This window comes from Burkholderia sp. KL41, from assembly GCF_057005415.2.
This window is the reverse complement of sequence record NZ_CM174446.1, coordinates 108,452-120,612: the sequence shown is the minus strand read 5'-3', so window position 1 is coordinate 120,612 and position 12,161 is coordinate 108,452. Positions and strand designations below refer to the sequence as shown.

Here is a 12,161-nt window from a genome sequence, read left to right as displayed (position 1 = left end):
CGGCTCGCGGTCGTGCGCGTCAGCGTTCCGTCACACGGCCGTCGCCGCGGGCTCCGTTCGCACCGTCGTTGCTTCGCGCGCCGCGCGGCGATCGGCACGGATCATGTCGCTCGCGCGCTCGGCGATCATCAGCGTCGGCGAATTGGTATTGCCCGATGTAATGAAGGGCATCACCGACGCATCGACGATCCGCAGCCCGGCGATCCCGCGTACACGCAGCCGGCTGTCGACGACCGCACGCTCGTCGTCGGTCCGCCCCATCCGGCAGGTGCCGACCGGGTGGAAGATCGTCGTGCCGACGGCGCCCGCCGCTTCGATCAGCTCGGCTTCGCTGCGGTACTGCGTGCCGGGCAGGATTTCCTCGGGTCGATAACGCGCGAGCGCCTGCGCGGACGCGATCCGGCGCGTGAGGCGCAACGCGTTCGCGGCGACGTGGCGATCGTGGTCGGTCGACAGATAGTTCGGCGCGATTGCGGGTGCGACACCCGGATCGGCGCTCGCGACATGCACGCTGCCGCGCGACGTCGGCCGCAGATGGCACACGGACGCCGTAAATGCATTGAAGCTGTGCAGCGGCTCGCCGAAACGTTCGAGCGACAGCGGCTGCACGTGGTATTCGAGATCGGGGCGCGTGAGTGCCGGATCGTCGGGATCGGATTTCGCGAATGCGCCGAGCTGCGACGGCGCCATCGACATCGGCCCGCGCTGCAGCAACGCATATTCCGCGCCGATCATCAGCTTGCCCCACCAGTGCGCGGACAGCGTGTTGAGCGTGCGCACGCCTTCGACGCGAAACGCCATCCGCAATTGCAGGTGATCCTGCAGGTTTTCGCCGACGCCCGGCAGATCCTGCACGACGTCGATGCCGAGCGCCTGCAGCCGCCGGCCGTCGCCGATGCCCGACAGTTCGAGCAGCTGCGGCGAATTCACGGCGCCGGACGTCAGCAGCACCTCCGAGCGCGCCCGCGCAACGTAATCGGTGCCGCCGCCGCGATATTCGACGCCGACCGCGCGCCGCCCGTCGAAAATCACGCGCTGCGCGTGCGCGCCGGTGATCACGGTCAGGTTCGGGCGCGCCATCGCGGGCCGCAGGAACGCCTTCGACGTATTCCAGCGCACGCCGCGCTTCTGGTTCACCTCGAAATAACCGACCCCGGAATTGTCGCCGCGGTTGAAGTCGTCGGTTGCCGGGATGCCCGTCTGCTGCGCGGCCTGCGCGAACGATTCGAGGATCTCCCAGCGCAGCCGCTGCTTCTCGACGCGCCAGTAACCGCCCGCGCCGTGTGAGTCGCTCGCGCCCGCATGGTGATCCTCGCTGCGCTTGAAGATCGGCAGCACGCTGTCCCACGACCAGCCGGCGTCGCCGGTTTCCTGCGCCCAGCTGTCGTAATCCTCGCGCTGGCCGCGCATGTAGATCATCCCGTTGATCGACGAGCAGCCGCCGAGCACGCGGCCGCGCGGATACGACAGCGCCCGGCCGTTGAGCGCCGCTTCGGGTTGGGTCTTGTACAGCCAGTCGGTGCGCGGGTTGCCGATGCAATACAGGTAGCCGACCGGGATGTGGATCCAGTGATAGTCGTCCTTGCCGCCTGCTTCGAGCAGCAGCACGCGGATGTCGGGATCCTCGGTCAGGCGGTTCGCGAGCACGCAGCCCGCAGTGCCCGCGCCGACGATCACGTAGTCGAATTCGCCTTCGAGCGTGCGTGGAGTACTCACGGCGTGTCCCCTTCTTCGTTGTTGTGCGCCGCGCGGCGCGGTGCCGCGCGCATTTTCAGCATAGTGCGTCGCGGCCCGCGCTGGCGGCCGCGCGACACGACCGATGAAGCGTACTCCCGCCGCCGGCCGCCGATCCAATGAGTTATGCTGAACTGCGTTATAAGCCGCGCTCATATCACGACGATGGATCTCACCCTGCTCCGTGCGTTCGCGACGGTCGCACGCGAAGGCAACCTGACACGCGCCGCCGTGCAGCTGCACCTGACGCAGCCGGCCGTCAGCCTGCAGATCAAGCATCTGCAGGAAACGCTCGGCGTCACGCTGTTTACGCGCACGTCGCGCGGGCTCGCGCTCACGCGCGACGGCCAGACCCTGCTGCCGCATGCGGAACGCGCGCTCGCCGCGGCCGCCGACGTGCAGCGCGCCGCTGCTGCGCTGCGGCACGAGGTGCGCGGCCGGCTGCGGATCGGCACGATCCTCGATCCGGGCTTCCTGCGGCTCGGCGGCTTCCTGCGCGCGCTCGTCGAAACCCATCCGCAGATCGAAACGGCGCTGCGGCACGGGATGTCGGGTTGGGTCATCGAACAGGTGCGCACGCAGGCGCTCGACGTCGGCTACTACATCGGCCGGCCGGGCGAGGACGATCCGCTCGACGGCGCACTGTTCCACACCGTCACGCTCACGCATTTCGAGTACCGCGTGCTCGCGCCGGCCGGCTGGAAGGAGCGCGTACAGCGCGTAAACGACTGGCGCTCGCTGGCCACGCTGCCGTGGATCTGGACGCCGCCGGCGTCCGCGCACCACCGGCTGCTGTCGCGGCGCTTCGCCGACGCCGGCGCGCAGCCGCTCAAGGTTGCCGAGGTCGACCAGGAGCAGTCGATGCTCGATCTCGTCAAATCGGGCATCGGATTGACGCTCGCGCGCGACTCGACCGCGCTGGCCGAAGCGCACGCGCATGCGCTGACGATCGTCGAACGCGTGACGGTGCCGACCGAACTGACGTTCGTGACGCTCGCCGAGCGGCGCGACGAACCGGCGATCGCGGCGGCGCTGCGGCTGATCGAAGCGCAATGGGCGATATGAGCGGTGCTGATGAAAGTGCGCATGCCGGGCGTCGGGCGTCGGGCATCCCGCTGCCGGGCACGACACGCGTCATCGCGCCGCACCCCGCCCCTGCCGTCACGCCACCGTCTCCGCGTTTTTGCTAGATTGTGCGTTCGCACACCGCGAGACCCCGATTGAAGGAGACCCGCATGGCCCGCAACATCGAGATCAAAGCCCGCGCCCGCGAATTCGACCAGCTGCGCGAACAGGCGGCCAAACTCGCGACCGAAGCGCCGCTCTTCTATCGCCAGCAGGATTTCTTCTATGACGTGCCGCGCGGCCGGCTGAAGCTGCGCCGCTTCGAGGACGGCACGCCGGCCGAACTGATCTTCTACCAGCGCGACGACCGCGACGGCCCGAAGGCGTCGTACTACACGCGCAGCCCGGTGACGAACCCCGACGCGATGCACGCGCTGCTCGCCACCGCGCTGACCACGCGCGGGATCGTGACGAAGGAACGGCACGTGTACCTGGCGGGCCGCACGCGCATCCATCTCGACCGCGTCGACGGCCTCGGCGATTTCATCGAACTGGAAGTCGTGCTCGGCCCCGACGACGACGAAGCCGGCGGCGAAGCCGAAGCGCACGCCGTGTTCGCGAAGCTTGGCGTGTCGCCGGACGATCTCGTCGCGGTCGCATACGTCGACCTGCTGAACGCCGACACGCAGCCCGAAGCGGCCTGATCCGGCCCCGCCCCGGGGCGGCGCAACCCGCGCCGCCTTCGACCCTGCCGCCCCGCCGCCGCCCTGTCGCCCTGTCGCCCTGTCGCCCTGTCGCCCTGTCGCCCTGTCGCCCTGTCGCCCTGTCGCCCTGTCGCCCTGTCGCCCTGTCGCCCTGTCGCCCTGTCAGGCCGCGCCGGGCGCCAGGTGCGCGAGCGGCAGCGCGCCGTTACGCTTGAAGGTCGTCAGCACGATGTTCGAGCGCACGCTGTCGACGCCCGGCACGCGCATCAGCTTCTTCATCACGAACTGCGACAGCGCGTTCAGGTCGGGCGCGACGATTCGCAGCAGGTAGTCCGCGTCGCCCACCACCGCATGGCATTCGAGCACTTCGGGCAGCACGTCGATCTGCTGCTGGAACTGCTCGATGATCGAATCGCCGTGGTGCTTGAGCTTGAGGCTCGTGAACGCGGTGACGCCGAGCCCGAGCTTTTCGGGCCGGAGCATCACGCGGTAGCCTTCGATCACGCCGGCCGCCTCGAGCCGCTGCAGCCGCCGGCCGATCTGCGACGGCGACAGCGGCACCTCCTCGCCGAGCTGCTGATGCGTCGCGCGGCCGAAGCGCTGCAGCACGTCCAGCAGCGCGAGATCGAAGTGATCGAGTTCCAGCATGAGCATTCTCCGCATTGATCCTTGATTTGATGCGCGATTATCGCATCATCGTCCGAATCAACGCCAATATTGCGCCCATTTCGCGCGCAGCCCGCTCTACACTTGCATGGTTCACAACCGCCACGTGCAGAGCCAGATCATGTCCACCGTCGTCACCGCGAAACTGCAGGAGCAGTTCGATGCGGGCCTCGAAACCCGCGCCGATTTCACCATCGACCAGCCGCTCGCGCGATACGGCCAGGTCGACCACGCGGTGTGGAAGCAGCTCTATGCACGCCAGTCGGCGCTGCTGCGCGGGCGCGCGTGCGACGCGTTCGTCGCGGGGCTCGGGAAGATCGACCTGCCGGCCGATCGCGTGCCGTCGTTCGCCGACGTGAACCGCCAGCTGAAGCCGGCAACGGGCTGGGAGATCGTCGCCGTGCCAGGCCTCGTGCCCGACCGCGTGTTCTTCGAGCATCTCGCGAACCGGCGCTTCCCGGTCACCTGGTGGATGCGCCGCCCCGACCAGCTCGACTACCTGCAGGAACCCGACTGCTTCCACGATCTCTTCGGCCACGTGCCGCTGCTGATCGACCCGGTGTTCGCCGACTACATGCAGGCGTACGGCCGCACCGCGCTCGCGGTCGCCGACGACGAAGCGGCGCTGGCGCGGCTCGCGCGACTCTACTGGTATACGGTGGAATTCGGGTTGATCCGCGATCCGCGCGGCACGAACGGCCTGTCGATCTACGGCGCCGGGATCGTGTCGAGCAAGGGCGAAAGCCTGTACAGCCTGGAAAGCGCGGCGCCGAACCGGCTCGGCTTCGACCTCGAGCGCGTGATGCGTACGCAGTATCGGATCGACACGTTCCAGAAGACCTACTTCGTGATCGACGATTTCGCGCAGCTGTTCGCGCTCGCCGACGTCGACGGCCGCGCGCTGGCCGACCGGCTGGCGGCGCTGCCCGAGTTCGCGGCCGGCGCGGTGCTCGATACCGATCGCGTGCTGCATCGCGGCACCGGCGAAGGCTGGCCCGACGACGCCGACGCGTGACCCGCGAGCGGGCGCCGATGGTCGCCGGATGGCCGTCCCCGGATGGCCGTCGCCGGATGGCCGCCCCCGGATGGCCGTCCCACAACTATGAAACAATGACCGGTGCCGGCTTCGTCGCGCGGCGCAGCCGCGCGCGGGCGCCGTTACCGAACGAGAGGTGCAAGATGATCCACAAGCTCACATCAGAAGAACGCAAGACCCGGCTCGAAGGCCTGCCGCTCTGGTCGGCCGTACCGGGCCGCGACGCGATCCAGCGCAGCCTGCGCTTCGCCGATTTCAACGAAGCCTTCGGCTTCATGACGCGCGTCGCGATCAAGGCACAGGAGATGAACCACCATCCGGAATGGTTCAACGTGTACAACCGCGTCGACATCACGCTGTCGACCCACGACGCCGACGGCCTGACCGAACGCGACATCGAACTGGCGCTTTTCATCGACCTTGCCGGCGCGCACGCGAAACCGGCCGCCTGACACTTTCCTCTACCGCCGCGCGTCCTTCGATGCGCGGCGCGTCAACTTTTCATTTCGATGAACGTTTTCTAGGATGTAGTCAGCGAAAGCCTTCAGCTTTCCAAGCCATCCTTAAGGCGCACGTAAGTCTCGTACGCATTCCGTGCCTTGGGGTCCAAACCTTCCAGTTGCAGCGCGCCTTGGCGCTGTACAATCAGCAGCGCATACGGCTTGGAAAGCGCGCTGGCCTCTTCGCAGAGTTTGAGTTCGTCGCCGCTCGACGGCGAGCGGGCGCGCCAGAAATTGATCGCGGCTTCTAGGTCGTTGATCGAAATATCGGACATGATTGGATTTAATCGTTCGCTGGCCGCCATGCTTGATGTCAGGTGTCGCGGCACCCCTGTGGAAACGGCGTCGTGCTGTCCGCGTGCCTGAACCGCCAACCCATTGTACTTGAGCGAACTTCATGCGACTCCTTCTGATCGAAGACGACCGCCCCATCGCACGCGGTATCCAGAGCAGCCTCGAGCAGGCTGGCTTCACCGTCGACATGGTGCATGACGGCATCTTTGCCGAACAGGCGCTGGCACAGAATCGCCACGAACTCGTGATCCTCGACCTCGGCCTGCCGGGCATCGACGGGATGACGCTGCTCACGCGCTTCCGCCAGACCAACCGCCACACGCCCGTCATCGTGCTGACCGCACGCGACGAGCTGAACGACCGGATCCAGGGCCTGAACTCCGGCGCCGACGACTACATGCTCAAGCCGTTCGAGCCGGCCGAGCTCGAAGCGCGCATCCGCGCGGTGATGCGCCGCAGCGGCCCGCACAGCGACATGCCGCGCCCGGAAGTGTCGCTCGGCGGCGTCCGCCTGTCGGGCGTCGATCGCCGCATCTTCAACGACGACAAGCCGCTCGAACTGTCGCCGCGTGAATTCGCGGTGCTCGAGATGCTGCTGCTGCGTCACGGCCGCGTCGTCAGCAAGGCCCAGCTGCAGGATCACCTCACGCACTTCGGCGGCGATCTCGGCGACACCGCGATCGAAGTCTACGTGCACCGCGTGCGCAAGAAACTCGAGCAGTGCCGCGTCGAAATCGTCACGGTGCGCGGCTTCGGCTACCTGCTGCAGGAAATCCGCCAGACGGCGAGCGTCTGAACGGCGGTGCGGCGCACCGGCCGGCCTGGCCCGCCGGCGCGCCCACCCTGCCCGCATCGCCGCCCGGCGTACGACCGCGCCGCTCCCCGTGAGCGGCGCTTATCCATTTGCCCGTCGAAATGTCACCTGATCCGGCTGTGACCACCAGCCTGCGCCGCTCGCTGCTCCGGCGCCTCGCCGCCCCGTTGTCGATGCTCGCACTGATGAGCGGCCTGATCGCCTACTGGCTCGCGTGGCAATACACGCAGCACGTGATCGACCGCTCGCTCGCCGATCTCGCGACCGCCATTTCCAAACAGATCCAGATCGCCGGCCCCGACGCGCCGTTCACGGTGCCGCCGCTCGCGCAGGCGATGTTCTCCGATCCCGCCGAAGCGCTGATCTACCGGATCAGCGACGGCGAACAGGAACTCGCCGGCGATCCGAAGCTGCCGCTGCGGGGCATCAACGTGCGCCGCATGCATCACGCATACGTGTTCGAGGCCGAATACGACAACCGCGCGGTACGGGTCGCGCAGGTGCGCGTCGACAACGTCGAAGGCGGCAAGCCGATGGTCGTCGAGGTCGCGCAGCCGGTGCGGCACCGCTACCGGATCGCGGCCGAATTCCTCGTCGCGATCATGATGCCGCTGCTGCTGCTGCTGCTCGCGGGCTGGGGCATCGTGTGGCGCGTCGTCAACCAGCAGCTCGGCCCGCTCACGCATCTGGCCGATTCACTGAACCGGCAGACCCACACGTCGCTGGAACCGGTCGACGAAACCGAGGTGCCGCTGGAAATCCGGCCGCTGACGAGCGCGATGAACGCCCTGCTCGGCCGCCTGAAAACCGCGCTCGACGCGCAGCGCAAGTTCATCGCCGATGCCGCGCACCAGTTGCGCACGCCGCTCACGGCCGTGAAGCTGCACGCGGAGCAAGCGGCCGTTGCACGCGATCCGCACCAGACCTTCGCCGCGGTGCGCGAGCTGCGCGCGGCCGCCGACCGCGCGGTACGACTGTCGAACCAGTTGCTGTCGCTCGCTCGCGCGGAACCGGGCGAGCAGGCCGCACGGTTCGTCAACGTCGACCTCGCGGCGATGGCATTCGAGACGGGCGCCGAATGGGTGCCGCGCGCACTCGCGTCGCATGTCGACCTCGGCTTCCAGCGTACCGACGATCCGGGTGACGACGAGAAGCTGGTCGTGCGCGGCAACCCCGTGCTGTTGCGCGAGGTGATCGCGAACCTGCTCGACAATGCGCTGAAGTACGTGCCGCTCGCGCGGCCGGACGGTGCGCGGATCACGGTGAACGTCGCGCGCGGCGTGCTCGAGGGCGGCCAGCCGGCCGCCGAGATCGTCGTCGAGGACAACGGCCCCGGCGTGCCCGCCAACCAGCAGGCCGACCTGTTCAAGCGATTCTTCCGCGGCGACGCGCAAAACGGCAACGGCGTCGAGACGGGCGCCGGGCTCGGCCTCGCGATCGTGCACGACATCATCGCGATGCACGGCGGCACCGTATCGTACGAGGATGCGTCGGAAGGCGGCTCGCGCTTCGTGGTGAGGGTGCCGCTGACTGCACGCACGGACAAGCCGGCCAGCGAAACCCCGGCCGCCGCGTCGACGCACTGAGCGATTCGCGGCGGGCGGCCCCTGGCCGGGCCGCGCGCCGGATGACGAAGGCGGAAAACCCGGCAGCAAGCCGCATGATGCGGCAGCCGGGCGCTGAAACGGCAACGGCAGCGCACGATGCGCCGCCGCCTGCGTCACTTCTTGTTTTTCTTGTCCTTCGAACGGGACTCGGACTTGCCGTCCTTCTTGTCCTTCTTCTTTTTCTTCTTGCCGCCGTCGTCGGGCGTCGCGAGCAGCGTGCCGCGGCACGACGTTGCGCCGCAATGGCACGCGTATTCACGCTTGAGCGACTTCGTCAGCTTCGCGTCGATCACGAGGCCGTAGTCGTAGAACAGCTCCTCTTCCGGCCCGATGTCGCGCAGCGCGTGAATGTACACGCGGCCTTTGACTTCCTCGGCTTCGCAGTTCGGTGCGCACGAGTGGTTGATCCAGCGCGCGCTGTTGCCGTCGATCTTGCCGTCGATCACCCCGCCCTCGTCCAGTGCGAAGTAGAACGTATGGTTCGGTTCGCTCGGGTCGTGCGGATGGCGACGCAGCGCTTCCTTCCACGAAATTCGTTCGCCCTTGTATTCCACTACGCGCTCGCCGGCCTTGATCGGCGCCACGGCGAACACGCCCTTGCCGTGTACTCCCGAGCGGCGCACCGCGATCCTGCGTGAACTCATCGACCGAATCCTTGTGAAAACGACTTGAATGGGGGCGGCCGCGATCGCGGCCTCGCGCCGCGCAAAACGAAAACGCGGCACCGGTCGGTGCCGCGTCGGGGCATGCGGCGAATCACCCGCATCCTACACGTTCACGATTGCTTCGTTCAACATCACACGCAATATTGCGCGTGCGATGCTCAACGCTGGCCGAAAGCGACGTCGCCGAACAACGCCTTGTGCTCGCGCGGCTGCGAACGCCAGTACTGCGGCGGCGCCGTCACCTGCGCACCGAGCTCGGCCGCCGCGTGCCACGGCCAGCGCGGGTCGTACAGCATCGCACGCGCCATCGCGACGAAATCGGCATCGCCGGCCTCGATCAGCCGGTTCGCATGCGCGGGCTCGTTGATCAGCCCGACGGCAACCGTCGGCATGCCGACCGCGCGCTTCACCGCCTGCGCGAACGGCACCTGGTAGCCAGGCGACAGCGGGATTTTCTGCAGCGGCGACACGCCGCCGGACGACACGTCGATCCAGTCGCAGCCGCGGCGCTTCAGTTCGTGCGCGAACACGATCGTATCGTCGAGCTCCCAGCCGCCTTCGACCCAGTCGGTGGCCGACACGCGCACGCCGACCGGCCGGTCCTCCGGAAACGCCGCGCGCACGATCTCGAAGATCTCGAGCGGAAAGCGCATCCGGTTTTCGAGCGAGCCGCCGTATTCGTCGGTGCGCTGGTTCGCGAGCGGCGACAGGAACTGGTGCAGCAGGTAGCCATGTGCCGCATGCACCTCGATCGCGTCGATGCCAAGCCGTGCGGCACGCTTCGCCGAGGCCGCGAACGCTTCGCGGATCCGGTTCAGGCCGGCGGCATCGAGGGCGAGGGGCGGCGTCTCGCCGTCCTTGTGCGGCACCGCCGACGGCGCGTGCGGCAACCAGCCGCCGTCGGCGACCGGCACGAGCTGACCGCCCTGCCACGGCACGTTGCTCGACGCCTTGCGCCCCGCATGCGACAACTGCATCGCGACGCGGATCGGCGAATGCTTGCGGATCGCGGCCAGCACGGGCTTCAGCGCGGCTTCGGTCACGTCGTCCCAGAGGCCGAGGTCGCCATGCGTGATGCGCCCGTCGGGTTCCACCGCGGTCGCCTCGATGCAGAGCAGCCCCGCGCCCGACAGCGCGAGATGACCGAGGTGAATCATGTGCCAGTCGGTCGCTTCACCGCGCTCGGCCGAATACTGGCACATCGGGGAGATCACGATCCGGTTCGGAAGAGTCACGCCGCGCAGCGTGAACGGGGAAAACAGCGCAGTCATGGAGGCCGCTCGCCAGGAAAGGAAAGAGCGAACGAGCGTAGCACGCAGGCCGCAAGCGTGCTGACGGTGCACGCGGCAGTAAGCGGATGGTCAGGTACGGCCCACGACGGGTTGCCGGCGACGCGGCAAACGGCGCGCATACGGCAATGCGCCGGCCTGCAGCGGACGCGGGCCGGGCAACCGCTTCGCGGCAAACGGCGGCGCCGCTTGCCGTGTCAGAGTCCGACGCCGTCGAGCCACTCCGCGAACATCCGTCGCGCGGCCGCCTCGAGCGCGGGGCCGTGCTGCGCGGTATCGGCGCGCAACTGGCGCGCGTCGATGCCGGGCGTGGCCGCGATTTCGCCGGCGTTGGCGATCAGCCACGGTTCGAAGCGGTCGGTGCGGATTTCCGGATGGCATTGCAGCGCCAGCACGTGCTGGCCCCACGCGAATGCCTGGTGGCGGCAGGCCGGTGTCGACGCGAGATGAATCGCACCGCCCGGCAGGTCGAACGTGTCGCCATGCCAGTGCAGCATCGACGTCGCCGCGCCATCGAGATGGCGCAGCGGCGATGCGCGGCCGGCATCGGTGAGCGTCAGCGGCGCCCAGCCGAGTTCGTGCTGAGCGGCCGGGTAGACGCGCGCGCCGAGCGCCCGGGCGATGAACTGCGCGCCGAGGCAGATGCCGAGGATCGGCAGCCCGGCGTCGATGCGCGTGCGCACGAGCGCCGCGAGCGGCGCGATCGTCGGATACTGCGCGTCGTCGTACACGCTGAGCGGCCCGCCGAGCACGACGATGAGCGACGGCTCGAGTACGTCGAGCACCTCGAAGCGCGACGACCCGACGTCGACGTAGCGCACCCGCCGACCCCGTTCGCCGAGCACCTGCTCGAAGCTCCCGAGATCCTCGAAGTGCACGTGGCGGATCGCCACGACTTCAGCGTTCATCATCGGCCTCCCGGTCGATCGACGGACGTCAGCCGGCGAAAATCTTCCAGGTCTTCTTCTGCGTCGCCGCGTCGGCTTCTTCCTGCACCGAGCAGTCGAGACGCAGATCGCTGTCGGACATCGAGATGTCGAGCGCCGCGCAGTGATGCACGGTCTTCTTCGACAGCTTGCCCGGCTGGAAGTGGGCGCACGTCAGGCACATGCGCTGCGGCGGCGTCGCACCGGCCACCTGCAGTTCGCGCAGCGTCTTCAGCAGCGCGCGATACAGTGCGCCCTGCTCGTCCGCGCCGAGCTTGCCGACGGCTTTCGTCAGGAATTCAGGCCATTGCAGCGCCTTCTTCGCGGCCGTGCGGCCACGGGCCGACAGGCGCACGGCCAGTGCACGGCCGTCGTCCAGCGCGCGGCGCTTCTCGACGAGACCCTTCGTCTCGAGCGTGCTGACCGCATCGCTCGTGGTCGCCGCGGTCAGCTGCGTCTCGCGCGCGATCTCGCCGAGCCGCATCGGGCCCTTGCGTTGCAGCAGCAGCACGAGAATCTCGCCCTGCGTCGGCGTGAGGCCAGCGCCTTCCGCCCAATCCCATGCCTGGCTTCGCATGGCCGTACTCAACCGCAGCAGGCTGTGGGTCACACGTCCCGAAGCCTGATTCCCGTAAACGCCTTCGCTCATAGTCTTTTCGCTTTGCCGCCGCCCGGTTTGCCGAGCGGCCGTAGTGTGGAGATCGAATGTCTATCTCAAAACAGACGCGCTCTTACGAGTGCGTCAGCACGGCCGTCGCGAGGGCACACGCGGCGGTCGCGTTCGCGGCGACCGGTAAGACACGCATCGTTCCGGTGTCCGCAAAGCCGACATTCTAAGCGAGAGCGGAAAATCGCACAGCT

General features: G+C 68.0%; 13 protein-coding genes. 6 read left to right on the top strand and 7 right to left on the bottom strand.

Translation table 11 applies throughout. From position 1 onward, the window contains the following. Positions 1–30: 30 nt before the first annotated feature. Positions 31–1,716 carry a GMC family oxidoreductase gene (locus PQB87_RS00545; RefSeq protein ID WP_489242449.1) on the bottom strand — a complete coding sequence of 562 codons (1,686 nt, stop codon included), beginning with the start codon at positions 1,714–1,716 and terminating at the stop codon, positions 31–33. A 183-nt stretch (positions 1,717–1,899) separates the two neighbouring features. Here PQB87_RS00545 and PQB87_RS00540 point away from each other — a divergent pair, with 183 nt between their 5' ends. Next, positions 1,900–2,799 (top strand): LysR family transcriptional regulator, encoded by a 900-nt coding sequence (locus PQB87_RS00540; protein ID WP_060062259.1) that lies wholly within the window; start codon positions 1,900–1,902, stop codon positions 2,797–2,799. 170 nt (positions 2,800–2,969) lie between these two features. Next, positions 2,970–3,503, top strand: a complete 534-nt coding sequence (locus PQB87_RS00535) for a class IV adenylate cyclase (protein ID WP_048023987.1) — start codon at positions 2,970–2,972, stop codon at positions 3,501–3,503. A 162-nt stretch (positions 3,504–3,665) separates the two neighbouring features. Here the strand turns inward: PQB87_RS00535 and PQB87_RS00530 are convergent, their stop codons facing one another. Continuing rightward, complete coding sequence (locus tag PQB87_RS00530) at positions 3,666–4,151, bottom strand: Lrp/AsnC family transcriptional regulator (RefSeq protein WP_006408082.1); 486 nt, start codon at positions 4,149–4,151, stop codon at positions 3,666–3,668. A 139-nt stretch (positions 4,152–4,290) separates the two neighbouring features. Here PQB87_RS00530 and phhA point away from each other — a divergent pair, with 139 nt between their 5' ends. Next, positions 4,291–5,184, top strand: a complete 894-nt coding sequence (gene phhA / locus PQB87_RS00525) for a phenylalanine 4-monooxygenase (RefSeq protein ID WP_059857622.1) — start codon at positions 4,291–4,293, stop codon at positions 5,182–5,184. Between the two features lie 164 nt (positions 5,185–5,348). Then, on the top strand, positions 5,349–5,657 hold the full coding sequence (locus PQB87_RS00520) for a 4a-hydroxytetrahydrobiopterin dehydratase (protein ID WP_027788725.1): 309 nt from the start codon (positions 5,349–5,351) through the stop codon (positions 5,655–5,657). Positions 5,658–5,749: 92 nt separating this feature from the next. Here the strand turns inward: PQB87_RS00520 and PQB87_RS00515 are convergent, their stop codons facing one another. After that, positions 5,750–5,980, bottom strand: coding sequence for a DUF3717 domain-containing protein (locus tag PQB87_RS00515; protein ID WP_021160419.1), 231 nt, complete (start codon positions 5,978–5,980; stop codon positions 5,750–5,752). Between the two features lie 122 nt (positions 5,981–6,102). On the opposite strand from PQB87_RS00515, the gene PQB87_RS00510 reads away from it, so the two are divergent. Together PQB87_RS00510 and PQB87_RS00505 are read left to right on the top strand one after the other, a co-directional pair. Continuing rightward, positions 6,103–6,795 (top strand): response regulator, encoded by a 693-nt coding sequence (locus tag PQB87_RS00510; RefSeq protein WP_006401494.1) that lies wholly within the window; start codon positions 6,103–6,105, stop codon positions 6,793–6,795. A 119-nt stretch (positions 6,796–6,914) separates the two neighbouring features. Beyond that, positions 6,915–8,399, top strand: a complete 1,485-nt coding sequence (locus PQB87_RS00505; RefSeq protein WP_489242448.1) for a sensor histidine kinase — start codon at positions 6,915–6,917, stop codon at positions 8,397–8,399. A gap of 134 nt (positions 8,400–8,533) precedes the next feature. Here PQB87_RS00505 and PQB87_RS00500 read toward each other — a convergent pair whose 3' ends face one another. The 4 genes from PQB87_RS00500 to PQB87_RS00485 form a co-directional block, all read right to left on the bottom strand. Beyond that, complete coding sequence (locus PQB87_RS00500) at positions 8,534–9,064, bottom strand: SET domain-containing protein (protein WP_301863766.1); 531 nt, start codon at positions 9,062–9,064, stop codon at positions 8,534–8,536. A 179-nt stretch (positions 9,065–9,243) separates the two neighbouring features. Then, positions 9,244–10,356 (bottom strand): NADH:flavin oxidoreductase/NADH oxidase, encoded by a 1,113-nt coding sequence (locus PQB87_RS00495; protein ID WP_174416000.1) that lies wholly within the window; start codon positions 10,354–10,356, stop codon positions 9,244–9,246. Between the two features lie 215 nt (positions 10,357–10,571). After that, complete coding sequence (locus PQB87_RS00490; RefSeq protein WP_059687954.1) at positions 10,572–11,282, bottom strand: glutamine amidotransferase; 711 nt, start codon at positions 11,280–11,282, stop codon at positions 10,572–10,574. A 28-nt stretch (positions 11,283–11,310) separates the two neighbouring features. Beyond that, the gene (locus tag PQB87_RS00485) at positions 11,311–11,949 is read right to left on the bottom strand and encodes a MarR family winged helix-turn-helix transcriptional regulator (protein ID WP_027788730.1); all 639 of its coding nucleotides are present in this window, start codon (positions 11,947–11,949) and stop codon (positions 11,311–11,313) included. Between the last annotated feature and the right edge of the window lie 212 nt (positions 11,950–12,161).